This window comes from Streptococcus sp. Z556, from assembly GCF_053010225.1.
Genome location: NZ_JBRKNU010000003.1, coordinates 208,005 through 233,154 on the forward strand (window position 1 = coordinate 208,005; position 25,150 = coordinate 233,154).

Here is a 25,150-nt window from a genome sequence, read left to right on the forward strand (position 1 = left end):
CGCTAACTTCAAAAGATTATAATTGAAGTATGAAATGGAGGAAGAAGAAATGAAAAATAAAATGATTGTCACAGTGAGTTTAGTAGCAGCAGGAGTTATGACCTATCTCATGTTTTCAGGATTGGACGAGGGTTTCTACCATTTTCCTTGGAAGCTCTTTGCTGGCTTTGGAATGATGTCTTGGCTTGTCAGAGAAGGTTTGAAATTGGTCAGAGATGTGAAAAAGGAGTTTGAGGAATGAAAAAGGCAATCATTTATTTCTTTATCGGCCTGTCACTCTTGGTATGGTTAGTGGAAATGTTTACTGGTTGGTTTGACCAAACCTTGTTTCGCCAATTTATTCGTGGTGCTTGGGGTTTTGGATTTATGATTTTCGTTGTTTTCCCTATGGGAATGAAGTGGTTGAAAGGAGAATCTCATGACTGTGATTAAAGTTGAGAAATTGAGTAAGAAAATAAAAGACAAGGAGATCTTGCGGAACATCTCCTTTGAAATCAATGATGGTGAGTGTGTTGCCTTGATTGGGCCTAACGGAGCAGGAAAAACAACCTTGATTGATTGTCTCTTGGGTGACAAGTTCATGAGCTCAGGTCGGGTCGCCATTCAAGGCTTTGCGCCAACAGATCCTCGATTAAAGCAGCTTATTTCTGTCTTACCTCAAGAAAATGCAGTTGTTCAAAGCTTGAAAGTGAAAGAACTTCTATCATTTTTCAAGTCACTTTATCCCGACAGTCTTTCAGACAAAGAAATTGATGACTTGCTAAGATTCTCAGACAAGCAGAAAAATCAGCTAGCGGGCAAGTTGTCTGGTGGGCAAAAACGTTTGTTCTCTTTCGTCTTGACTTTAATAGGTCGTCCGAAAATTCTTTTCTTAGATGAACCAACTGCTGCCATGGATACCTCGACACGTCAGCATTTTTGGGAGATTATCGATCGGTTGAAGCAAAATGGCGTGACCATTGTCTATTCTTCTCACTATATCGAAGAGGTAGAGCATACGGCTGACCGCATTTTGGTCCTCCACAAGGGTGAATTGATTCGCGATACGACGCCTTATGCTATGCGTGGTGAAGAACAAGAAAAGCATTTTACGGCACCTCTAACTTATCAGGAATTTATCAGCACTTTGGACCAAGTTCAAGAGATTGAAATCAAGCAAAATGCTCTTTCCTTCACAACCAAAGAAGCCAGCCAGGTATGGGAAGCCTTGCAAGAACAGGGCTGCACGATCGAAGAAATTGAAGTTCGCAATCGAACTCTCTTAGACAGTATCTTCGAAACGACTCAAGACTAAAGGAGATTGACGATGAAAAATATGACAAGTCTCATGAAAGTGGAAATCATTCTGATGAAACGGCAAGCCGTCTACTACTTGCTGTCCATCGGACTCCCAAGTGTGTTTTACCTTATCTTTTCTGGTATGATGTCAGGGTCAGATATTCCGGAAATTGTTCTTCAAGCCTATCTTTTTGCCATGACGCTCTTTAGTATCATGTCAAGTGCCTTTTTCAGTATCCCTAGTACACTCGAATCTGACAAGACGAACAACTGGCAAAAATTGATTCAACATTCTCCAGTTTCTATGGTAGAATATTATGTATCAAAGCTGTTCAGTACTTTGCTGACTTTCTTGTTATCAATTATAGTTGTCTTTTCAGTTGGTCATTTTGTCCGTGGAGTGACTCTACCTTGGCTTGACTGGTTGGTGATTGGAGTTATGTTGCTGGTCGGAAGTGTGGTCTTTATCAGCATGGGGGTCTTGGTGAGCTTGCTTCCCAGTGCTCAATTGATGACGGTTATTGGAAATATTGCCTATATTGCTTTGGCTGTCCTAGGTGGACTCTGGTTTCCTTTGAATTCCTTCCCAGAATGGCTCCAATCTATTGGAAAACTGACTCCAACCTATCAACTGATGCAGGTTGTCTCTTCCTATTTGGAACACCATGAATTTAATATTCTTGCTGCCTTAGTTGTGCTAGGTTATACAGTTTTCTTTGGTGTATTGGTAATCCAACTGAAAAAACGGATCGAGGTAAAATAAATCTATGTTGGAAAAATTTAAAAACACTCATTATATGTTTCATATTTCAATAGTGTTTATCATCTTTCCTATAGCGGGTGTCATCGTTGGAGAGTACCCGCTTTTAACCTTGTTATGGACCTTACTATTTGTCCTTGCCTTCTACTCGGTTTTAATCAGTCAGAACCGCACCGTGCAGTGGCTAGCTTGGTGGATCATGCTTGCCTACATTTTTTACAGTTCCATCTGGTTAAATGCGAGCTTCGCTTGGTTTATTTTTTATTTATCTAATCTCCTTATTTATGAGCTGGATGAGGTTTCTTTCCACTCTTGGCGTTTTGTCAGTTTTGTTGTCTTACAACCGATGATTTTAACTGGAATCTCTATGGTTGGTCAAGTTAGTCTCTGGCACCTCCTCTTTTTCTTGGTGACCTTTATCGTTTCTGATGCCTTGACCTTCGGTCTTTATCGGATTCAGGTATCTGAACAGATAAAAGAAGAAAAGATGAAACAAAATGCCAAGCTCAGTCTTTTCTTGGCTGAAAATGAACGCAGTCGGATTGGTCAGGATCTCCATGACAGTCTGGGGCATACCTTTGCCATGTTGAGTGTGAAGACGGACCTTGCCCTCCAGCTTCTTCAAATGCAGGCCTATCCTCAAGTGGAAAAAGAATTAAAAGAAATTCATCAGATCAGTAAAGAATCCATGAATGAAGTTCGTACAATTATCGAAAATCTTAAAACCAGAACCCTTGCTTCTGAATTTACGACTGTTAAAAAAATGCTGGAAATTGCAGGAATTGAAACGGAAATCAATCACCAATTAGATACTGCTAGCTTAACTCAGGAATTAGAATCAACGGCCTCCATGATTTTACTTGAGTTAGTGACCAATATTATCAAACATGCCAAAGCGTCGAAAGCTTACTTAAAATTAGAACGGACAGAGAAAGAACTCATTTTAACAGTCAGAGATGATGGCTGTGGCTTTCCTTCACTAAAGGGGGATGAACTCCATACAGTCCGAGATCGTGTCCTTCCATTTTCGGGAGAGGTAAAGGTGATCAGTCAGAAGTATCCAACAGAAGTGCAAGTACGACTACCTTATAAGGAGAGGAACTAAGATGAAACTACTTGTTGCAGAAGACCAAAGTATGTTGCGAGATGCCATGTGCCAGTTGCTTACCTTTCAACCAGATGTGGAGTCCGTCCTACAAGCCAAGGATGGCCAAGAAGCAATCCAACTTTTAGAAAAAGAGTCTGTGGATATCGCCATTCTTGACGTAGAAATGCCTGTTAAGACTGGCCTCGAAGTCTTGGAGTGGATTCGAGCAGAAAAGTTAGAAACAAAGGTAGTTGTGGTGACAACCTTCAAGCGCCCTGGCTATTTTGAACGAGCGATTAAGGCTGGAGTGGATGCCTATGTCTTAAAAGAAAGAAGCATTGCAGACCTCATGCAAACCTTGCACACTGTTCTAGAAGGGCGCAAGGAATATTCGCCTGAATTGATGGAAGTGGTTATGACGCATCCCAATCCATTGACAGAACAAGAGATTGCTGTCTTAAAGGGAATTGCTCAGGGCTTATCCAATCAAGAGATTGCAGAACAACTCTATCTATCAAACGGAACTGTCCGAAACTATGTCACCAATATTCTTTCCAAGCTAAATGCAGGCAATCGAACAGAGGCAGCTAACATCGCAAAAGAATCAGGTTGGCTTTGATAAGAAGGGTTAAAAAAATCCGAAACGATAACTTGAATAGAAGGAAATCCATACCAGAAAGGAGGAGGCAAAACTGCCTCCTTTTCTGGTTTGGAAAAGCGGTAAGAATTAGTGTCAAAGAGTTAAAAGATCAGAATAAAAACGAAAAAATATTGACAAGGATAGAAAAAATGTGTTACAATAATAGACGGTACTTTTTACTTTTGGTCTCTCAAGAGTGTACAGGGACGTGCTGACAAATGTTGCAAAAGTACACACAGATGATAGCTGTCACCAAGTGTATCATCACCAAAAATAAAAAAACACAGGAGAATGTAGATGCCTACAATTAACCAATTGGTTCGCAAACCGCGTAAATCAAAAGTAGAAAAATCTAAATCACCAGCTTTGAACGTTGGTTACAACAGTCATAAAAAAGTTCAAACAAACGTTTCTTCACCACAAAAACGTGGTGTAGCAACTCGTGTTGGAACTATGACACCTAAAAAACCTAACTCTGCCCTTCGTAAATTTGCTCGTGTACGTTTGAGCAACCTTATCGAAGTTACTGCTTACATCCCAGGTATCGGACACAACTTGCAAGAACACAGCGTGGTGCTTCTTCGCGGTGGACGTGTAAAAGACCTTCCAGGGGTACGTTACCATATCGTCCGTGGTGCACTTGATACTGCAGGTGTTAACGATCGTAAACAAGGCCGTTCTAAATACGGTACTAAACGTCCGAAAAAAGCATAAGGAAAGGGGATAAAGAGAAATGAGTCGTAAAAATAGAGCTCCAAAACGTGAAGTATTGCCAGATCCGCTTTACAATTCACAACTAGTTACTCGTCTTATCAACCGCGTTATGCTTGACGGTAAACGTGGTACAGCTGCTTCAATCGTTTACGGTGCTTTTGAGCAAATCAAAGAAGCTACCGGTAACGATGCACTTGAAGTATTTGAAACAGCAATGGAAAACATCATGCCTGTACTTGAAGTACGTGCACGTCGTGTTGGTGGATCTAACTACCAAGTCCCAGTTGAAGTTCGTCCAGAACGTCGTACAACACTTGGGCTTCGTTGGTTGGTAACAATCGCTCGCCTTCGTGGCGAACACACAATGCAAGACCGTCTTGCAAAAGAAATCTTGGATGCTGCTAACAACACTGGTGCAGCTGTTAAGAAACGTGAAGACACTCACCGTATGGCTGAAGCTAACCGTGCCTTCGCACACTTCCGTTGGTAAGAATAAGATACTGAGGGCGTTAAAAAAGCGACTGAAAATTAGGAAGCTTGACGCGGAATCAAAGATTCTAGGAAAGCTTATCTATTTTCCAAGCTTTTAGCCCGAGTTCAATTATGATGCTAGGAACGGTAAGGATGCACAGTGAAAATAGGAAACTGACGCAGTATTCGATGAATACAAGGAAGTTTATCTTTTTCACCCAGCATCCCGTTCCAGCTCAAATTGGCTAAAACAAATAGTATTAGCTGCAATTCAACTTCCCATCTCACAAGTTGAAACCAACTAAACAAGATAAACATTGAGAACGGGTGGGTCCTGCCTATCCGTTTTTATTGAAATCGTGTTATAATAGAATAGAAATAAAAAATATAGGAGAAACAAACCTCATGGCACGCGAATTTTCACTTGAAAAAACTCGTAATATCGGTATCATGGCCCACGTCGATGCTGGTAAAACAACTACAACTGAGCGTATCCTTTACTACACTGGTAAAATCCACAAAATCGGTGAAACTCACGAAGGTGCGTCTCAAATGGACTGGATGGAGCAAGAGCAAGAACGTGGTATCACTATCACATCTGCTGCGACAACAGCTCAATGGAACAACCACCGCGTAAACATCATCGACACACCAGGACACGTGGACTTCACAATCGAAGTACAACGTTCTCTTCGTGTATTGGACGGTGCGGTTACAGTTCTTGACTCACAATCAGGTGTTGAGCCTCAAACTGAAACAGTTTGGCGTCAAGCAACTGAGTACGGAGTTCCACGTATCGTATTTGCCAACAAAATGGACAAAATCGGTGCTGACTTCCTTTACTCAGTAAGCACACTTCACGACCGTCTTCAAGCAAACGCACACCCAATCCAATTGCCAATCGGTTCTGAAGATGACTTCCGTGGAATCATCGACTTGATTAAGATGAAAGCTGAAATCTATACTAATGACCTTGGTACAGATATCCTTGAAGAAGATATTCCAGCTGAATACCTTGACCAAGCTCAAGAATACCGTGAAAAATTGGTTGAAGCAGTTGCTGAAACTGATGAAGAATTGATGATGAAATACCTTGAAGGTGAAGAAATCACTAACGAAGAATTGAAAGCTGCCATCCGTAAAGCAACTATCAACGTTGAATTCTTCCCAGTATTGTGTGGTTCTGCCTTCAAGAACAAAGGTGTTCAATTGATGCTTGATGCGGTTATCGACTACCTTCCAAGCCCACTTGATATCCCAGCAATCAAAGGTATCAACCCAGACACAGATGAAGAAGAAACTCGTCCAGCATCAGACGAAGAGCCATTTGCAGCTCTTGCCTTCAAGATCATGACTGACCCATTCGTAGGTCGTTTGACATTCTTCCGTGTTTACTCAGGTGTTCTTCAATCAGGTTCTTACGTATTGAACACTTCTAAAGGTAAACGTGAACGTATCGGACGTATCCTTCAAATGCACGCTAACAGCCGTCAAGAAATCGACACTGTTTACTCAGGTGATATCGCTGCTGCCGTTGGTTTGAAAGATACTACAACTGGTGACTCATTGACAGATGAAAAAGCGAAAATCATCCTTGAGTCAATCAACGTTCCAGAACCAGTTATCCAATTGATGGTTGAGCCAAAATCTAAAGCTGACCAAGACAAGATGGGTATCGCCCTTCAAAAATTGGCTGAAGAAGATCCAACATTCCGCGTTGAAACTAACGTTGAAACTGGTGAAACAGTTATCTCTGGTATGGGTGAGCTTCACCTTGACGTCCTTGTTGACCGTATGCGTCGTGAGTTCAAAGTTGAAGCGAACGTAGGTGCTCCTCAAGTATCTTACCGTGAAACATTCCGCGCTTCTACTCAAGCACGTGGATTCTTCAAACGTCAGTCTGGTGGTAAAGGTCAATTCGGTGATGTATGGATTGAATTTACTCCAAACGAAGAAGGTAAAGGATTCGAATTCGAAAACGCAATCGTCGGTGGTGTGGTTCCTCGTGAATTTATCCCAGCGGTTGAAAAAGGTTTGGTAGAATCTATGGCTAACGGTGTTCTTGCTGGTTACCCAATGGTTGACGTTAAAGCTAAGCTTTACGATGGTTCATACCACGATGTCGACTCATCTGAAACTGCCTTCAAGATTGCTGCATCTCTTGCACTTAAAGAAGCTGCTAAGACTGCACAACCAGCTATCCTTGAGCCAATGATGCTTGTAACAATCACTGTTCCAGAAGAAAACCTTGGTGATGTTATGGGTCACGTAACTGCTCGTCGTGGACGTGTAGATGGTATGGAAGCTCACGGTAACAGCCAAATCGTTCGTGCTTACGTTCCACTTGCTGAAATGTTCGGTTACGCAACAGTTCTTCGTTCTGCATCACAAGGACGTGGTACATTCATGATGGTATTCGACCACTACGAAGATGTACCTAAGTCAGTACAAGAAGAAATCATTAAGAAAAACAAAGGTGAAGACTAATCAGTCCTCACTCTAGAAGGAAGTCACTTAGTGGCTTCCTTTTTTTGTCTTTAACTATTCATTTTTACTGAATATAGTATACGAATTTGGTCGCTAAGTGAGAAAAATACTAATTCTACCAAGAAAGAAAATATTCTAATTTGATAAGTTAAAGTAAATAAAGGTTCCTAATTCCGTAGATAACTTAATAAAAATAAGGGAAAGATTCATAAATACACTTTTAGATAGAAAATTCAGAAAATTGACTCTTTTGCCTTGAAAATTTTTGAAAAAATGGTATGATAGTAACAAGCTATTTTTTTAAGAGAAGAGAAAGGGGAACAATGGAGAAAATCAGTTTAGAATCTCCTAAGACGGGGTCGGACCTAGTTTTGGAAACACTTCGGGACTTAGGGATTGATACCATTTTTGGTTATCCTGGTGGTGCGGTCTTACCTTTGTATGATGCGATATACAATTTTAAAGGTATTCGCCACATCTTAGGACGCCATGAGCAAGGTTGTTTGCACGAAGCTGAAGGATATGCCAAATCAACTGGAAAGTTGGGCGTTGCCGTCGTCACGAGTGGACCGGGAGCAACAAATGCCATTACAGGGATTGCAGATGCCATGAGCGATAGCGTTCCCCTTTTGGTCTTTACAGGTCAGGTTGCGCGAGCTGGAATTGGGAAAGATGCTTTTCAGGAGGCGGACATCGTGGGTATTACCATGCCCATTACCAAGTACAATTACCAAGTTCGTGAGACAGCAGATATTCCCCGTATCATTACGGAAGCTGTTCATATCGCAACGACAGGTCGTCCAGGTCCTGTTGTGATTGACTTGCCTAAGGATGTATCTGCTTTAGAGACGGACTTCATCTATTCACCCGAAGTGCATTTGCCGAGTTATCAACCGACGATCGAACCGAACGACATGCAAATCAAGAAAATCTTGAAACAATTGTCTAAGGCTAAGAAACCTGTTTTGTTGGCAGGTGGTGGTATCAGCTATGCAGAAGCTTCTAAGGAGCTTAATGAATTTGCTGAACGCTATCAAATTCCAGTCGTGACCAGTCTTTTGGGACAAGGAACCATTGCAACGAGTCATCCGCTCTTCCTAGGGATGGGAGGCATGCACGGTTCTTTCGCAGCCAACATTGCAATGACGGAAGCGGACTTTATGATTAGTATTGGTTGCCGTTTCGATGACCGCTTGACTGGGAACCCTAAGACCTTCGCGAAGAATGCTAAGGTTGCCCATATCGATGTTGACCCAGCTGAGATTGGTAAGATTATCAGTGCAGATATTCCTGTAGTGGGGGATGCTAAGAAAGCCTTGCAGATGCTACTGGCAGAACCAACTGTTCATAACAATACTGAAAAGTGGATTGAAAAAGTCACCAAGGACAAGAATCGAGTTCGTTCTTATGATAAGAAAGAACGTGTGGTTCAACCTCAGGCTGTCATTGAACGCATCGGTGAGTTGACGCATGGGGATGCCATTGTCGTAACTGACGTAGGGCAACACCAAATGTGGACAGCTCAGTATTATCCTTACCAAAATGAGCGTCAGTTAGTCACTTCAGGTGGTTTGGGTACCATGGGATTCGGAGTTCCTGCAGCTATCGGAGCTAAGATTGCCAATCCGGAAAAAGAAGTAGTTCTTTTTGTCGGTGATGGTGGCTTCCAAATGACCAACCAGGAACTAGCCATCCTAAACATTTACAAGGTACCGATTAAGGTCGTGATGCTAAATAACCACTCACTAGGAATGGTTCGTCAGTGGCAGGAATCCTTCTATGAGGGTAGGACTTCCGAGTCAGTCTTTGATACCCTTCCTGACTTCCAGTTGATGGCACAGGCTTACGGCATCAAAAACTATAAATTTGATAATCCAGAGACGATAGAGAAGGATCTAGAAGTCATTCTAGAGGATGTACCCATGTTTATCGAGGTGGACATTTCTCGTAAGGAACAGGTCTTACCGATGGTACCAGCTGGTAAGAGCAATCATGAGATGTTGGGGGTGAAGTTCCATGCGTAGAATGTTAACAGCAAGACTACAAAACCGCTCAGGAGTACTCAACCGTTTTACGGGTGTCCTTTCTCGCCGTCAGGTCAATATTGAGAGTATCTCGGTCGGTGCGACTGAGGATCCAAACGTTTCACGGATTACCATCATCATTGATGTGGCTTCTCATGATGAGGTCGAGCAAATCATCAAGCAACTCAACCGTCAGATCGATGTGATTCGCATTCGGGATATTACAGATAAACCACACTTGGAAAGAGAAGTTATCTTGGTGAAGGTGTCTGCGCCTGCTGAAAAGCGTGCAGAAATCTTGGCTATTATTCAACCTTTCCGTGCAACGGTGGTGGATGTGGCTCCAAGCTCGATTACGATCCAGATGACTGGGAATGCTGAAAAGAGCGAGGCACTCTTGCGAGTAATCCGTCCTTATGGAATTAGGAATATCGCTCGTACGGGTGCAACTGGATTTACCCGCGACTAATACTCTTTGATTTTCAATGAGTATAAAATCCAGCATAAATTTGTTTAACCAGCCTATAAGGCAATAAAAATAGAAAAGAGAGAAAAACTATGGCAGTTCAAATGGAATACGAAAAAGATGTTAAAGTAGCAGCGCTTGACGGTAAAAAAATCGCCGTAATCGGTTATGGTTCACAAGGACATGCGCATGCGCAAAACTTGCGTGATTCAGGTCGTGATGTCATCATCGGTGTGCGTCCAGGTAAATCTTTTGACAAAGCAAAAGAAGATGGATTTGACACTTACACAGTAGCAGAAGCAACTAAATTGGCTGACGTTATCATGATCTTGGCACCAGACGAAATCCAACAAGAATTGTACGAAGCAGAAATCGCTCCAAACTTGGAAGCTGGAAATGCAGTTGGATTTGCTCACGGTTTCAATATCCACTTTGAATTTATCAAAGTTCCTGCAGATGTAGATGTCTTCATGTGTGCTCCTAAAGGACCAGGACACTTGGTACGTCGTACTTACGAAGAAGGATTTGGTGTTCCAGCTCTTTACGCAGTCTACCAAGATGCAACAGGGAATGCTAAAAATATTGCTATGGACTGGTGTAAAGGTGTTGGGGCAGCTCGTGTTGGTTTGCTTGAAACAACTTACAAAGAAGAGACTGAAGAAGATTTGTTTGGTGAACAAGCCGTACTTTGTGGTGGTTTGACTGCCCTTATCGAAGCAGGTTTTGAAGTCTTGACAGAAGCAGGCTATGCCCCAGAATTGGCTTACTTTGAAGTTCTTCACGAAATGAAACTCATCGTTGACTTGATCTATGAAGGTGGATTCAAGAAAATGCGTCAATCTATTTCAAACACTGCTGAATACGGTGACTATGTATCAGGTCCACGTGTGATTACTGAGCAAGTTAAAGAAAACATGAAAGCTGTTTTGGCAGATATCCAAAATGGTAAATTTGCAAATGACTTTGTCAATGACTACAAGGCTGGTCGTCCAAAATTAACTGCTTACCGTGAACAAGCAGCTAACCTTGAAATTGAAAAAGTTGGTGCAGAATTGCGTAAAGCAATGCCTTTCGTTGGTAAAAACGACGATGATGCTTTCAAAATCTATAACTAATTCTTAGAATAAAGACAGAAGGCGAGTTGGGGGGTACCTAACTCGCTTTTTACCTTGTAAAGTATTTGAGGAGGAGACATGCTAATTGCAAAAGATGTGGTGAAAGCCCACAAAGTTTTAAGTGGTGTAGTAGTGAATACACCACTGGAATATGATCATTATTTATCAGAAAAGTATGGAGCTAAGATCTATCTGAAAAAGGAAAATGCGCAACGAGTTCGCTCTTTTAAAATTCGTGGAGCTTATTATGCCATTTCACAGTTGACAAAAGAAGAACGTGGGCGTGGTGTGGTCTGTGCATCGGCGGGGAATCACGCTCAAGGTGTCGCATACACTTGTAACGAGATGAAAATTCCTGCGACAATTTTTATGCCCATCACAACGCCTCAACAAAAGATTGGGCAAGTTCGCTTCTTTGGAGGTGACTATGTGACGATCAAATTGGTCGGAGATACTTTCGACGCTTCGGCTAAGGCAGCCCAAGAATTTACCGTTTCAGAAAATAGAACCTTTATCGATCCTTTTGATGATGTCCATGTTCAGGCAGGGCAAGGAACAGTTGCCTATGAAATCTTAGAAGACGCTCGGAAAGAGTCAATCGACTTTGACACTGTTCTCGTTCCAGTCGGTGGTGGAGGTCTGATTGCGGGAGTTTCTACCTATATCAAGGAAACAAATCCGGAAATGGAAGTCATCGGTGTTGAAGCCAATGGTGCCCGTTCGATGAAGGCGGCTTTTGAAGCTGGAGAGCCAGTTAAATTAAAAGAAATCGACAAGTTTGCTGATGGCATAGCTGTACAGAAAGTTGGGCAATTGACCTATGAAGCGACTCGTCGGAATGTTGAAACTCTTGTAGGAGTGGATGAAGGCTTGATTTCCGAGACCCTGATTGATCTTTATTCCAAGCAAGGAATTGTCGCCGAACCGGCTGGAGCTGCCAGTGTTGCGGCCTTGGAAGTTCTATCGGACTATATCAAAGGCAAAACAATCTGCTGCATCATTTCTGGAGGCAATAACGATATTAACCGTATGCCAGAAATGGAAGAGCGTGCCTTGATTTATGATGGCATCAAGCATTACTTTGTAGTCAATTTTCCACAACGTCCAGGGGCTCTCCGAGAGTTTGTAAATGATATCTTGGGGCCGCATGATGATATTACTCGTTTTGAGTATATCAAACGAGCCAGCAAGGGGACAGGGCCAGTCTTGATTGGGATTGCTCTTGCGGATAAGCATGATTATAATGGCTTGATTCATCGGATGGAAAAGTTTGACCCATCTTATATTAATTTGAATGGGAATGAGACTTTGTATAATATGTTAGTGTAAAATAAAATAAATTTATTATCATATTATTTGCGTAATTAATATGATGGTGCTATAATGAGGGTGATGAAAGGGGGAGATTCCCATGGTTTTACATGTTTTACTTGTTCTATTTTTTCTAGTGCTGATAGTATCAGCGATTGTAATTAGTTCTGTATATGTAGTACGGCAACAATCTGTCGCTATTATTGAACGCTTTGGTAAATACCAAAAGTTGAGTAATAGTGGTATTCATGTACGAGCTCCTTTTGGAATTGATAGGATTGCGGCTAGAGTCCAACTACGATTGTTGCAAAGTGAGATCGTTGTAGAAACTAAAACGCAGGATAATGTATTTGTGACGATGAATGTAGCTACTCAATATCGAGTTAATGAAAACAACGTTACGGATGCTTATTATAAATTGATGCGTCCAGAAGCTCAGATTAAATCCTATATCGAAGATGCTTTACGTTCATCTGTACCTAAGTTAACCTTAGATGAGTTATTTGAGAAGAAAGATGAAATTGCATTAGAAGTTCAAAAACAAGTAGCAGAAGAAATGTCTACATATGGGTATATTATTGTCAAAACGCTGATTACTAAGGTTGAACCTGATGCTGAAGTAAAACAATCAATGAATGAAATCAATGCTGCACAACGTAAAAGAGTTGCAGCGCAAGAACTTGCTGAAGCAGATAAGATTAAGATCGTGACCGCAGCAGAAGCAGAAGCAGAAAAAGATCGCCTACATGGGGTAGGGATTGCAGAGCAGCGTAAAGCGATTGTTGACGGACTTGCTGATTCTATCCAAGAGTTAAAAGGAGCCAATGTCGAACTAACTGAAGAACAAATCATGTCGATCCTATTAACGAACCAGTACTTAGACACGTTGAATAATTTTGCAGATAAAGAGGGTAATAATACAATCTTCCTACCAGCGAATCCTAATGGAGTTGAGGACATAAGAACTCATATATTATCGGCTTTAAAAGCCAAATAAAAATATGCAGAATATTATAGTTTGGACGAATATATGTTTTTTTATTGACAAACAAAATAAAAACGTATACAATTAAGTATTGTAAAGAATAATTTAGGAGAAGAACATGGCTAAGTCAAACTTTGAAAAAGTAGAAGCAGTTGTTGGCTGGGTTCGTGATAAGAAAATCACAGGTTACCGTATCTCTAAGGAAACTAACGCTCGTGAAATGTCTATCATTGCTCTAGCACAAGGTCGCGCAAAAGTTAAAAATATTTCATTTGAAACAGCCCTAGGTTTAATTGATTTCTATGAAAAAAATCATGAAAAATTTGAAGATTAAACCACGCTTACAGGCAGATTCTTAAAGCGGATCTGTCTTTCTTTTTCCTAATTACTAAAAAAGACTGCATTCTTTATGCAGTCTTTTATCTTATTTGAGATAGCGCTGAAGAAACTCGCGCGTCCGTTCTTCTTTAGGGTTCGTGAAGAGGTTTTCTGGTTTGCCTTCTTCAGCAATGACACCCTTATCCATAAAGATGACACGGTGAGAGACATCGCGGGCGAACTCCATTTCGTGGGTTACGACAATCATGGTCAATCCTTCCTGAGCCAGGTCTTGCATGATTTTAAGGACTTCACCGACCATTTCTGGATCCAGAGCAGATGTTGGCTCATCAAAGAGGATGGCATCAGGATTCATGGAGAGGGCGCGAGCGATGGCTACACGTTGCTTCTGGCCTCCAGAGAGTTGTTTTGGTTTGGCTTGCCAATAGCGTTCACCCATGCCAACTTTTTCAAGATTTTCTTTGGCAATTTTTTCAGCTTCAGAGCGTTCTCTTTTAAGGACAGTCGTTTGGGCGACAATAGTATTTTCGAGAACATCGAGGTTTTCAAAGAGGTTAAAGGACTGGAAAACCATACCGAGTTTTTCACGATAGTGAGTAAGGTCATAGCCTTTTGCAAGGACGTTTTCTCCTCGGTAGAGAATTTCCCCCTCAGTAGGTGTTTCAAGTAGATTGATCGAACGTAGGAAGGTTGATTTTCCGCTTCCTGAGCTGCCGATGATGGAGATAACCTCTCCTTTGTGGACTGACAGAGAGATGTCTTTTAAGACTTCGTTTTGTCCATAGGATTTTTTGAGGTGTTTAATTTCAAGAATGGGTTGACTCATTATTTCAAGTCCTCCGTTTGCATTTGATTAGCACCTGTAGTGTAGGTATCCATGTCCATACGTCTTTCGATGAAGCGTAGAATACGGGTCACTGTGAAGGTGAGGACAAAGTAAATCACGGCGATGATGGTAAATGTCTGGAAGTATTGATAAGTTTGGGTGGCCACAGTATTACCAGAGAAGTAGAGTTCTACCACAGAGATAACATTCAGTACAGAGGTATCTTTGATATTGATGACAAACTCATTACCAGTAGCAGGTAAGATGTTGCGAACGACCTGGGGTAGGACAACCTTGCGCATGGTCTGATTATGGGTCATACCCAGAGCAGTTGCGGCTTCAAATTGTCCCTTGTCAACTGCTAGGATACCTCCACGGACGATTTCTGTCATGTAGGCACCCGTGTTGATTGAAACGATGAAGATGGCTGCAAGTGTACGATCGAGATTGATGCCGAAGGCTTGCGCTGTACCGTAGTAGATAACCATAGATTGAACAATCATTGGTGTACCACGGAAAATTTCAATATAGACATTGAGGGTCCAGCCAAGTAGCTTTTGCAAGCCATAGATGGCTTTGTTTTCAGATAGAGGTGCTGTACGGAAGACTCCGATTGCAAGCCCGATAATAAGGCCTGTGACAGTTCCGATAATGGAGATTAAGAGTGTGATACCAGCGCCGCGCAGGAGTTGTTGCCAGTTTTCAGAAAGGATCTTAACGACTTGGTTAAAGAAACTACTGTCTTCCTCCGTTGTTGTCGCCTCTACTGGTTGCTCTTTGATCATCCGATCCATGAGAGCTACTTGTTCGTCCTTAGAGATGGTTTCGATGCTGGCATTGATTTGACTGATGCGACTATCGTCTTTGCGAAGACCAATGGCAATAGCGGTGTCTTCTTCTCCGGTTTCAAAGCCCTTGTCAAGTTGGACCATCTTAAATTTTGAGTTGGCAGATTCAGCGGTCAGGGCTTCAGGACGTTCTGAAACATAAGCATCGATAACACCTGCTTCAAGTGCTTGGCGCATCTGAGCAAAGTCACCCATGGCTGTTTCTTTCTTGGCGCCAGGGATTTGGGAAATCAAATCATAGAGGTAAACACCTTGTTGGGACGTGATTTTTGCTCCTCTAAAGTCGTTTAAAGATTTGGCATTGGCATAGGCAGAGTCTTTTTTGACCAATAGAACAGGTTCACTGGTATAGTAACTGCTTGAAAAGGCAATTTCTTGTTTGCGTTCAGCCGTTGGGCTCATACCTGCAATAATCATATCGATCTTGCCAGAAGTAAGGGCTGGGACAAGTCCTTCCCACTTGGTTTTAACGACCAAAGGCTCCTTACCTAAGTCTTTGGCAATCTTTTTTGCGATTTGGACATCGTAGCCATTGGCATATTGGTTGGTACCATCAATTTTGACAGCGCCATTACTATCATCGTCTTGGGTCCAGTTGAAAGGGGCGTAAGCTGCCTCCATCCCGATGCGTAGATATTCATCGGCTTGGACCTGGCTAACTAGTCCCAGTGTGAGGGCTAGGCTAGCAAGCACAGATAAGCATAATTTTTTCATGTTTTCTCCTATTTCTAGTCTAAAAATGACTTCTCTCTATTGTATCTAAAAATAGTGAGATTTTCAATACAAGTAAGCCTTTACTTATAAAAAATGATATAATAGGGAAAAGATTGAAAGGGAAATTGTTATGAAGAAAAGATGGCTACTGACTCTGCTACTTACTTGTTTATTATTTATCCCGAGCTTGGTTTTTGCGGTAGACTTTGATGTCTTATTCTATCAAGGTGATTTGAATATTCATGCAGATAATACTGCAATTTTTAAGGAAACAATCACCTACCGCTTCGGTGATGATTATAATGGTCAGTTAGTTGGACTCGGCAAAGCTGGGAAAATGCCAGAAGGATTTGCTATTGATCCTGACCCGACCGTTCAGGTCTCTAAAAATGGAAAAATTGTGCAAAATATTTCCTACTATACTATGGAGGAAGAGGACGGCTACAAGTTAAAAATTTACAATGCTGGATATGCCGGAGATACTGTTCGGGTAACGGTCACCTGGAAACTAACAAACCTTCTCTTCTTATATACGGATATCGCAGAGCTAAATTGGCAACCCTTGACAGATAGTACTGGAGACATCAAAGAGATTGAGTTCAAGGTCAGCTCGGACCATCCAGCGGAGAAACTCTATTTTCATGCAGGACAACTCCTAAGGGACTCTAGTGTTGAAAAAGTTAATAATCTCTATCATATCAAAATGAAAGACCTTCCTAGAAAGCGACAGATCGAATTACATGCTTACTGGCTGAGAAGTGCTTTTGCAGGAGCTCCAGATCAAGGATTAGAGGAAGAACGTTTAACGGATTTTAATCGAATTGAAAGCAATATAGCGACAGAAAAAGCGCAAGGTGAGATTATGATGAAATGGGTCTTCCCGATCATTTTTATGAGTCTCTTACTTCCAATTCCTATCTTTTATAGAATGTTTCGTCAGAGTATAAGCATTAAAAAGGTCTTTCCAAAAGACCACAGGCTTTATGAACCGCCGATGGATTTGCCTCCAATGGTTCTAGCAGAAGCAGTGTATTCAACTTCCTTAGAGGAAGTCAATCCTCTAAACAAATCAGGTTTTGGCAAATTTACTTTTGAACGTCTGATTCAGGCAACCTTGTTGGATTTAGTAGATCGAGGCCATTTATCTATTTTCCAAGGTGATGAGGAACCTTATCTACGAATTATCAGTGAAAAAGGCCTATCCAATTTTGAGAAGGAATGCCTGCGCATGACCCTATCGAATAAGAAGGAACTGGCTATTTCGGATTTATTCCCTGATTACCAAGTCTCATCTGGCTTGTATCATGGAGCTAAAGAGTCAGATGAAAAACATATCCGAGAAACAGGTCTGCACCTCAAGCGTTCCTTTGAAAGAAGACTTCAACGCATTCAGTCTTGTGTCAAGGATAAGGTCCATGTACTTCGTATTCCAAGCTATTATCGTCCCTTGACAAGTGAGGAACGCCGTCTTGCTCTTGGGATGCGGGTCTGTTCAGCTATAACGGCTCTAGGTGGCCTACTTTTCTTTTACTATAGTTGGCGGACTCACGGTTTCTTCTCAATTCCTTTCCTTCTCTTGGGGTTGACAGGGCTGGCAGCAAGTTTCTGGGTTCATTTTGCGATGCGAGGAGCCTATCGTGATGGAGTTCTAACAGAGGAAGGAGCGGAAATCTTCTATCTCTGGACTAGTTTTGAAAATATGCTTCGCGACATCGCTCATCTGGATCAGGCCGAGCTAGAGAGCATCGTCCTTTGGAATCGTCTACTAGTCTATGCGACTCTCTTTGGTTATGCCAAGAAGGTGAGCAAGTTAATGAAAGTACGTCATATTCAGCTAGAAAATCCAGATTTGAATCTGTATATAGCCTACGGTTGGCATACACAGTTCCATGCCTCAACTGCACAAATCAAGCAATACACAGCTGTCGCTAATACAGCTAGCAACTACTCGGTATCTTCTGGAAGCGGAAGTTCGGGTGGAGGATTCTCAGGAGGCGGAGGCGGTGGTAGCATCGGCGCCTTCTAAAAAATCTATCGCAACATCCGAAATTATGCTATAATAGAGGACAGAAAAAGGAGTAATGTATGTATTTTATTGAAATTTTGAAGTCAATCTTTTTTGGGATTGTTGAAGGAATTACAGAATGGTTGCCCATTTCAAGTACTGGACACTTGATTTTGGTTGAAGAGTTTGTACAATACAAGGACCAAAATGAAGCCTTCATGTCTATGTTTAATGTTGTCATTCAGCTCGGTGCTATTTTAGCAGTTGTGGTCATCTACTTTAACAAGCTCAATCCCTTCAAACCTGGTAAAACTAAAGTCGAAGTTCGTAGAACTTGGCAATTGTGGTCAAAAGTTTTCGTTGCGACCTTGCCGTTGCTATTGGTCTTTAAACTGGATGATTGGTTTGATGCCAACTTCCATAACATGGTTTCAGTTGCGATCATGTTGATTATCTATGGGGTTGCCTTTATCTATCTTGAAAAACGAAATAAGGCGCAAGCTATTGAACCAACAGTAACAGAGTTAGACAAGTTGCCTTATAAAACAGCTCTTTACATTGGACTCTTCCAAGTCCTTGCCCTTTTCCCAGGGACAAGCCGTTCAGGTGCGACTATCGTTGGAGGTTTGTTGAATGGAACAAGTCGCTCTGTCGTAACAGAGTTTACCTTCTATCTCGGAATTCCTGTTATGTTCGGAGCCAGTGCTTTAAAGATTTTCAAATTTATTAAAGCAGGTCAGCTCTTGAGTTTTGGTCAACTATTCTTGCTTCTTGTAGCCATGGGAGTAGCCTTTGCGGTCAGCATGGTTGCTATTCGTTTCTTGACCAGTTATGTGAAAAAACACGACTTTACACTCTTTGGGAAATACCGTATCGTACTCGGTAGTGTCTTGTTGCTCTATAGTTTTGTACGTTTGTTTGTATAAGTTGAAATTAGAATAAAATAGGATAGTTCGCCAAAAAAACATTTGGGGAACTATCCTATTTTTTATAATCGTTTAGTTTATTTTATATTACCTTATTATGTCGCCTTGCCCGACGTTTGTCTACGGTTTTAAAAGTAAACGAAAAGATTGTATTTAATTTGATTGACTTAAAATTTCTTGGATCAAAGATTCATCAAAAATATCTAAGCCGATGGATTGAAGCATAAATTGTAAAAAATAGATCCGATCTACAATTTTTTCGGAAGAATTTTCAAAAATACTTCCTTCTACCCAAAAGTTAGTCAAAAGCAAGATTGTCTCGGCTACTTCATTAGGGAAGGGGATGGGTTGAATGGACTGATCTTCTATCCCTTTTTTTATAATATCTGCAATAAGGGGAGTTCCTATACGCAGATTGTAACGGATAATAGTCAGCATGAACTCTGCATCAAGAGGCGCGTGATTCAACATTTCGTAGTTAGTTTTCTGACTTTTTAAACTAAACTGAAAGATTTCTTTGAGCTGTTCTCTTCCAGTTAAATGACTGGTGGATTCAAGCCAGTCTAGCAATTCCTTTTCCATCAATTGATAACGCTGTTTTAAAACTGCAAAAAGAATTTCATCTTTTGATTGAAAATGGTGATAAATGGCTCCTTTTGAAATACTAGCTGTTTGTGCTATGTTTTGTATACTTGTTTTTTCATAGCCGTTGTGAATAAAAAGCTGTGAAGCTGTTGATAAAATTTTTTCAATCATTGCTTGAGATTTTTCTGTTTTTGCGACCATTGAGTTCCTTCTCTCTGTTATATTAGATTTATTTTATCAAAAAAAGAAGAAAAGGTAATATTTGAGCGTCTAACAAGCCTCCTTCTTAAGAAAATCACTCTACTTTTTTAATTTTGCTTCTATACGTTTGATCTGATACAAGTTTGAGAGAACTGAAATCCCACCGATGGCCATTATTCCTAAACCATTCCAAGGACTAAACAAAGTAGTGATGAGCCCACCAGTGATTGTAGCATACCCACATTTCACTCCCAAACGAGAATGTCGGATACCGCTCTCTCCTTGTGTGAATCGATCAAACAGTTTTTTTTGCAGTTTTATTTGCTTTTTAATGACTTCGTGATGACGTATTTGTTGTTGACGTACTCGTTGATTTTGTTTTCCAATAGAATCGATTGTTTTTTCTAGCATAGTTTTTTTCATGTTAAGTCCTTTCTTTTAAAAACCGACCAGACGGTATTTTTTTATATTTTCTAGTTTAACAAATAAAAATGAAGGTGTCAACACCTACCACTTATGATAAAAACTTTTTTTTACTAGAAACTATTTGAAATCTATCTCACATTTTTAGTTTTAAGTGTTGGAGTTAATACTTAATTAAAACCAACTGCCCTTTTTCATTAATAAATTGTCAAAAAATATTGTAGTTTGGAAATATTACTTGAAAATTCTAGTATATATCCTAGTACAAATGCGGTAGGACATCAAACTAAACTATAACTCCTAAAAGCATTCAGTTTTCTAATAAAAGAGAGAGGGAATAAGAGGAAGAGACTTTCTTGAATTAGGAATTATTAGAGTCTAAAAGGGGAATAATACTGATACAGCCTGCTGAATGTTGGTCAGCAATTTAAGATAGTACCTCAGACTGTCTTAGTGGTTAGCTATCACGATTTAAGAATTATTTTTAAAACAGAAAGAGGCTGAAATACTTTTGTTCCAACCTCATTTGATTTAAACCAATGAATCCCCTCAAGGATTTAAAATCCTGTCACCGTAATTCCTAGTAAACGGATACCTTTTTCTTTTTCAGCTAGCTCTTCGTAGAGTTGAAGGGCGGTTTGCGCAATTTGGCTAGCGTTCTGTGTAGCTTGTGGGAGGCTTTTTCGTCTAGTCAGGGTGGAGAAGTCGGTGTAACGAATCTTTAGGATAATGATTTTTCCAGCTTTGTCCTGCTTGCTGAGATTGTGAGCTACTTTTTCAGAGAGAAGAGTCAGCTCTTTTTTGATATCTTCTTCATCCTGGAGAATTTTACCATAGGTTTTCTCCTTCCCGATTGATTTGCGGATGCGATTGGACTTGACTGGAGAATTGTGAATACCACGAGCCTTTCGATAAAGATCAAAACCGAGTCTGCCAAACCGATCGATTAAAGTGACTTCAGAGACATCCAATAAGTCTGCGCCAGTATAAATGCCCATTTCATGAAGGCGTTCAACTGTTTTTTTGCCCACACCATGAAATTTAGCAATGTCCATTTGTTTGAGGAAGTCTTGGGCTTGATCTGGGAGGATGACTGTTAAACCATGTGGCTTTTGATAATCACTAGCCATTTTAGCTAGAAATTTATTGTAGGAAATCCCAGCAGAAGCAGTCAGGTGCAGTTCCTGCCAGATATCTTGTTGGATGAGGCGAGCTATTTTAACAGCTGACTTGATACCGAGTTTATTTTCTGTCACATCCAAGTAGGCTTCGTCGATACTCATGGGTTCAATCAAATCAGTGTACCGTTTAAAAATAGCTCGAATCTCAAGTCCAACTGCCTTATACTTTTCATAATTCCCGGAGATAAAGACGGCTTGGGGGCAACGCTCATAAGCTTCTTTAGAACTCATGGCAGAGTGAATACCAAAGGCTCGTGCCTCGTAACTACAAGTAGAAACAACTCCTCGTCCGCCAGTTTGTCTAGGGTCACTTCCAATGATGACAGGTTTTCCTTTTAATTTAGGATTGTCTCGTATTTCCACCGCAGCTAAAAAGGCATCCATGTCGATGTGGATGATTTTTCTTGACAGATCATTAATCAATGGAAATATGAGCATTTCTGCTCCTTTCTAGTGTCATTTTCTATTCATTATACCTTTTTTTCTGAAAAAATGGAAAAGAGTAATCCTGCTTTCAAAAATATAATACAGATTGTGTCCCAAAATAGACTGTATTAGAAAAGAAAGTAACAAAAAAGCCGGATTTCGCTTGTTGAAATCGGTTACTGTGTGGTATACTTGTCTCATGAATGTAACAGATGGCTGTTACTAGAAAGAAAAATGAGGACATTAACATGGTTGTTAAGACAGTTGTTGAAGCACAAGACATTTTTGATAAAGCTTGGGAAGGCTTCAAAGGCGTAGATTGGAAAGAAAAAGCAAGCGTTTCTCGCTTCGTTCAAGCTAACTACACACCTTATGATGGTGATGAAAGCTTCCTTGCTGGACCAACAGAACGTTCACTTCACATCAAAAAAATTGTAGAAGAAACTAAGGCTCACTACGAAGAAACTCGTTTCCCAATGGACACTCGTCCAACATCTATTGCTGATATTCCTGCCGGATTTATCGACAAAGAAAACGAAGTTATCTTCGGTATCCAAAACGATGAACTCTTCAAATTGAACTTCATGCCAAGAGGTGGTATCCGTATGGCTGAAACTACTTTGAAAGAAAATGGATACGAACCAGATCCAGCTGTTCACGAAATCTTCACTAAATATGTAACAACAGTTAACGACGGTATCTTCCGTGCCTACACTTCAAACATCCGTCGTGCTCGCCACGCTCACACTGTAACTGGACTTCCAGATGCATACTCACGTGGACGTATCATCGGTGTTTACGCACGTCTTGCTCTTTATGGTGCAGACTACTTGATGCAAGAAAAGGTAAACGATTGGAACTCAATCGAAGAAATCGATGAAGAAACAATTCGTCTTCGTGAAGAAATCAACCTTCAATACCAAGCATTGCAACAAGTTGTTCGCTTGGGTGACCTTTACGGGGTTGATGTTCGCAAACCAGCGATGAACGTGAAAGAAGCAATCCAATGGGTTAACATCGCTTTCATGGCTGTCTGCCGTGTGATTAATGGTGCCGCTACATCTCTAGGTCGTGTGCCAATCGTATTGGACATCTTTGCAGAACGTGACCTTGCTCGTGGTACATTTACTGAATCAGAAATCCAAGAGTTTGTTGATGATTTCGTTATGAAACTTCGTACAGTTAAATTTGCTCGTACAAAAGCTTATGACCAATTGTACTCAGGTGACCCAACCTTCATCACAACTTCTATGGCTGGTATGGGTAACGACGGTCGTCACCGTGTTACTAAGATGGACTACCGTTTCTTGAACACTCTTGACAACATCGGTAACTCACCAGAACCAAACTTGACAGTTCTTTGGACTGACAAATTGCCTTACAACTTCCGTCGCTACTGTATGCACATGAGCCACAAACACTCTTCTATCCAATACGAAGGTGTAACAACAATGGCTAAAGACGGATATGGTGAAATGAGCTGTATCTCATGCTGTGTGTCACCACTTGACCCAGAAAACGAAGATCAACGTCACAACATCCAGTACTTCGGTGCTCGTGTAAACGTTCTTAAAGCCCTTCTTACTGGTTTGAACGGTGGTTACGACGATGTTCACAAAGACTACAAGGTATTTGACATCGATCCTATCCGTGACGAAGTTCTTGAATTCGAATCAGTTAAAGCCAACTTCGAAAAATCTCTTGACTGGTTGACTGACACTTACGTAGATGCTTTGAACATCATCCACTACATGACTGACAAGTACAACTACGAAGCTGTTCAAATGGCCTTCTTGCCAACTAAACAACGCGCTAACATGGGATTCGGTATCTGTGGATTTGCTAACACAGTTGATACATTGTCAGCTATCAAGTACGCTACAGTTAAACCAATCCGTGATGAAAATGGCTATATCTACGATTATGAAACAATCGGTGAATACCCACGTTGGGGTGAAGATGACCCTCGTTCAAACGAATTGGCAGAATGGTTGATCGAAGCTTACACAACTCGTCTACGTAGCCACAAGCTTTACAAAGACGCTGAAGCTACAGTATCACTCTTGACTATCACATCTAACGTTGCTTACTCTAAACAAACTGGTAACTCACCAGTCCACAAAGGTGTATACCTCAACGAAGATGGTTCTGTGAACTTGTCTAAACTTGAATTCTTCTCACCAGGTGCTAACCCATCTAACAAAGCTAAAGGTGGATGGTTGCAAAACTTGAACTCACTTGCTAGCCTTGACTTTGGTTACGCAGCTGACGGTATTTCATTGACAACTCAAGTTTCACCTCGTGCTCTTGGTAAGACTCGTGACGAACAAGTGGATAACTTGGTAACAATCCTTGATGGTTACTTCGAAAACGGTGGACAACACGTTAACTTGAACGTTATGGACTTGAACGATGTTTACGAAAAGATTATGTCAGGTGAAGATGTTATCGTTCGTATCTCTGGATACTGTGTAAACACTAAATACCTCACTCCAGAACAAAAAACTGAATTGACACAACGTGTCTTCCACGAAGTTCTTTCAATGGATGATGCATTGAGCTAAGATAGTATAAAGAAAACTAGCCATATGGCTAGTTTTTTTGTTACTGAGGTTTTGATAATTTTAAAACAAGGAATATTATAGTTTTTATTCTCAGAGAGAAGAGACAAATTACTTCTATATAAAATATGGCTTTTTCTGCCTTACTGCTGGTGTCATAGAATTGACTAAAAAGGATTGAATTCTACAAAATATAGACTTCAATCCTTTTTTTAAATATACTATCTAGCTTGAAGAGTAAATGACATATACTTTAGTCGTTATCTTCTTCTTTACGTTTGAATAGTGTAAGACCTAAGGCTGCAAATAGAGCTAGAGCACCAGTTACTGCTACAGAGTGATTATTTTCTGTTCCTGTATTTGGTAATACTTTGGTATTATCAACAGTAGATTGCTCAGTATTTGCATGGTTTTGTTGACTATCTTGACTTAATTTGTCAGTATTATTTGGAGTGGTTGCAGTAGTAGCAGCTGTTCCTACTCTTACAATTTCATCTGTAGGTGTAATTGTAACTGTAGAAGAGAGAATGTCGGTAGAAATGATCTGTCCTTTATCATCATAAACTTCTTCGATAATGATTGTACGAAGGCCAGCTTTTCCTGAGGCTACAATCATTTTTGTTCCATTGGCTAATGTATCATCATAAATAGATTGAATACCATAAGGGATAGAAAGTTCAATAGTTCGCTGAACTCTACGAGTTAGTGGCTTGGTTCCAACTAATACAATCTGGTTGACAGGCTGAGTTTGTTCGTCAGAGATAACACGAGACGAGA

At 40.8% G+C, this 25,150-nt stretch carries 24 protein-coding genes; 18 read left to right on the plus strand and 6 right to left on the minus strand.

The features are described from left to right. Window positions 1–34: 34 nt before the first annotated feature. The 15 genes from ACVC7S_RS05395 to ACVC7S_RS05465 all read left to right on the plus strand — a co-directional run bounded on the left by ACVC7S_RS05395 (window position 35) and on the right by ACVC7S_RS05465 (window position 13,672). Entirely contained in the window at window positions 35–241 is a 207-nt protein-coding gene (locus ACVC7S_RS05395) for a hypothetical protein (protein WP_447266446.1), read from the plus strand. Next, entirely contained in the window at window positions 238–432 is a 195-nt protein-coding gene (locus tag ACVC7S_RS05400) for a hypothetical protein (protein ID WP_007520695.1), read from the plus strand. Before ACVC7S_RS05395 ends, ACVC7S_RS05400 begins: the two co-directional genes overlap by 4 nt. Then, window positions 419–1,294 carry an ABC transporter ATP-binding protein gene (locus tag ACVC7S_RS05405; RefSeq protein WP_447266447.1) on the plus strand — a complete coding sequence of 292 codons (876 nt, stop codon included), beginning with the start codon at window positions 419–421 and terminating at the stop codon, window positions 1,292–1,294. Before ACVC7S_RS05400 ends, ACVC7S_RS05405 begins: the two co-directional genes overlap by 14 nt. Before the next feature lie 12 nt (window positions 1,295–1,306). Beyond that, on the plus strand, window positions 1,307–2,041 hold the full coding sequence (locus ACVC7S_RS05410) for an ABC transporter permease (protein WP_447266448.1): 735 nt from the start codon (window positions 1,307–1,309) through the stop codon (window positions 2,039–2,041). Between the two features lie 4 nt (window positions 2,042–2,045). Continuing rightward, the gene (locus tag ACVC7S_RS05415; RefSeq protein WP_447266449.1) at window positions 2,046–3,143 is read left to right on the plus strand and encodes a sensor histidine kinase; all 1,098 of its coding nucleotides are present in this window, start codon (window positions 2,046–2,048) and stop codon (window positions 3,141–3,143) included. A gap of 1 nt (window position 3,144) precedes the next feature. Then, window positions 3,145–3,744 carry a response regulator gene (locus ACVC7S_RS05420; RefSeq protein ID WP_447266450.1) on the plus strand — a complete coding sequence of 200 codons (600 nt, stop codon included), beginning with the start codon at window positions 3,145–3,147 and terminating at the stop codon, window positions 3,742–3,744. 318 nt (window positions 3,745–4,062) lie between these two features. Then, complete coding sequence (gene rpsL / locus ACVC7S_RS05425; RefSeq protein WP_001142333.1) at window positions 4,063–4,479, plus strand: 30S ribosomal protein S12; 417 nt, start codon at window positions 4,063–4,065, stop codon at window positions 4,477–4,479. A gap of 19 nt (window positions 4,480–4,498) precedes the next feature. Continuing rightward, window positions 4,499–4,969: a 30S ribosomal protein S7 gene (gene rpsG / locus ACVC7S_RS05430; protein ID WP_004250722.1), complete on the plus strand. Its 471-nt coding sequence runs from the start codon at window positions 4,499–4,501 to the stop codon at window positions 4,967–4,969. 386 nt (window positions 4,970–5,355) lie between these two features. Beyond that, the gene (gene fusA / locus ACVC7S_RS05435; protein ID WP_447266451.1) at window positions 5,356–7,437 is read left to right on the plus strand and encodes an elongation factor G; all 2,082 of its coding nucleotides are present in this window, start codon (window positions 5,356–5,358) and stop codon (window positions 7,435–7,437) included. A 323-nt stretch (window positions 7,438–7,760) separates the two neighbouring features. Further along, complete coding sequence (locus ACVC7S_RS05440; protein ID WP_447266452.1) at window positions 7,761–9,461, plus strand: acetolactate synthase large subunit; 1,701 nt, start codon at window positions 7,761–7,763, stop codon at window positions 9,459–9,461. After that, complete coding sequence (ilvN, locus tag ACVC7S_RS05445) at window positions 9,454–9,930, plus strand: acetolactate synthase small subunit (RefSeq protein ID WP_001253812.1); 477 nt, start codon at window positions 9,454–9,456, stop codon at window positions 9,928–9,930. The genes ACVC7S_RS05440 and ilvN overlap by 8 nt, the downstream gene beginning before the upstream one ends. A gap of 89 nt (window positions 9,931–10,019) precedes the next feature. Next, complete coding sequence (gene ilvC / locus ACVC7S_RS05450) at window positions 10,020–11,042, plus strand: ketol-acid reductoisomerase (RefSeq protein WP_000290683.1); 1,023 nt, start codon at window positions 10,020–10,022, stop codon at window positions 11,040–11,042. 78 nt (window positions 11,043–11,120) lie between these two features. Further along, window positions 11,121–12,371 carry a threonine ammonia-lyase IlvA gene (gene ilvA, locus ACVC7S_RS05455; protein ID WP_447266453.1) on the plus strand — a complete coding sequence of 417 codons (1,251 nt, stop codon included), beginning with the start codon at window positions 11,121–11,123 and terminating at the stop codon, window positions 12,369–12,371. 82 nt (window positions 12,372–12,453) lie between these two features. Continuing rightward, window positions 12,454–13,350, plus strand: a complete 897-nt coding sequence (locus ACVC7S_RS05460; RefSeq protein ID WP_000242872.1) for an SPFH domain-containing protein — start codon at window positions 12,454–12,456, stop codon at window positions 13,348–13,350. Window positions 13,351–13,456: 106 nt separating this feature from the next. Further along, window positions 13,457–13,672: a capsule biosynthesis transcriptional regulator gene (locus ACVC7S_RS05465; protein ID WP_001130031.1), complete on the plus strand. Its 216-nt coding sequence runs from the start codon at window positions 13,457–13,459 to the stop codon at window positions 13,670–13,672. A gap of 90 nt (window positions 13,673–13,762) precedes the next feature. Here ACVC7S_RS05465 and ACVC7S_RS05470 read toward each other — a convergent pair whose 3' ends face one another. Then, complete coding sequence (locus ACVC7S_RS05470) at window positions 13,763–14,503, minus strand: amino acid ABC transporter ATP-binding protein (RefSeq protein WP_000081948.1); 741 nt, start codon at window positions 14,501–14,503, stop codon at window positions 13,763–13,765. Further along, complete coding sequence (locus tag ACVC7S_RS05475; protein WP_447266454.1) at window positions 14,503–16,065, minus strand: ABC transporter substrate-binding protein/permease; 1,563 nt, start codon at window positions 16,063–16,065, stop codon at window positions 14,503–14,505. Before ACVC7S_RS05475 ends, ACVC7S_RS05470 begins: the two co-directional genes overlap by 1 nt. A 130-nt stretch (window positions 16,066–16,195) precedes the next feature. Here ACVC7S_RS05475 and ACVC7S_RS05480 point away from each other — a divergent pair, with 130 nt between their 5' ends. Then, on the plus strand, window positions 16,196–18,091 hold the full coding sequence (locus tag ACVC7S_RS05480; RefSeq protein WP_447266455.1) for a DUF2207 family protein: 1,896 nt from the start codon (window positions 16,196–16,198) through the stop codon (window positions 18,089–18,091). Between the two features lie 59 nt (window positions 18,092–18,150). Continuing rightward, on the plus strand, window positions 18,151–18,996 hold the full coding sequence (locus ACVC7S_RS05485) for an undecaprenyl-diphosphate phosphatase (RefSeq protein WP_447266456.1): 846 nt from the start codon (window positions 18,151–18,153) through the stop codon (window positions 18,994–18,996). 153 nt (window positions 18,997–19,149) lie between these two features. Here ACVC7S_RS05485 and ACVC7S_RS05490 read toward each other — a convergent pair whose 3' ends face one another. The 3 genes from ACVC7S_RS05490 to dinB all read right to left on the minus strand — a co-directional run bounded on the left by ACVC7S_RS05490 (window position 19,150) and on the right by dinB (window position 21,824). Further along, on the minus strand, window positions 19,150–19,782 hold the full coding sequence (locus ACVC7S_RS05490; RefSeq protein ID WP_447266457.1) for a TetR/AcrR family transcriptional regulator: 633 nt from the start codon (window positions 19,780–19,782) through the stop codon (window positions 19,150–19,152). Window positions 19,783–19,881: 99 nt separating this feature from the next. After that, a complete protein-coding gene (locus ACVC7S_RS05495) occupies window positions 19,882–20,205 on the minus strand; it encodes a hypothetical protein (protein WP_447266458.1) in 324 nt (107 codons plus the stop codon). A 557-nt stretch (window positions 20,206–20,762) separates the two neighbouring features. Further along, window positions 20,763–21,824 (minus strand): DNA polymerase IV, encoded by a 1,062-nt coding sequence (gene dinB / locus ACVC7S_RS05500; protein ID WP_447266459.1) that lies wholly within the window; start codon window positions 21,822–21,824, stop codon window positions 20,763–20,765. A 236-nt stretch (window positions 21,825–22,060) separates the two neighbouring features. Here dinB and pflB point away from each other — a divergent pair, with 236 nt between their 5' ends. Beyond that, entirely contained in the window at window positions 22,061–24,376 is a 2,316-nt protein-coding gene (gene pflB / locus ACVC7S_RS05505) for a formate C-acetyltransferase (RefSeq protein WP_000260647.1), read from the plus strand. Between the two features lie 250 nt (window positions 24,377–24,626). On the opposite strand, the gene ACVC7S_RS05510 is transcribed toward pflB, so the two are convergent. Beyond that, window positions 24,627–25,150: G5 domain-containing protein (locus tag ACVC7S_RS05510; RefSeq protein ID WP_447266460.1), on the minus strand; the 524-nt coding region annotated here is incomplete at its 5' end.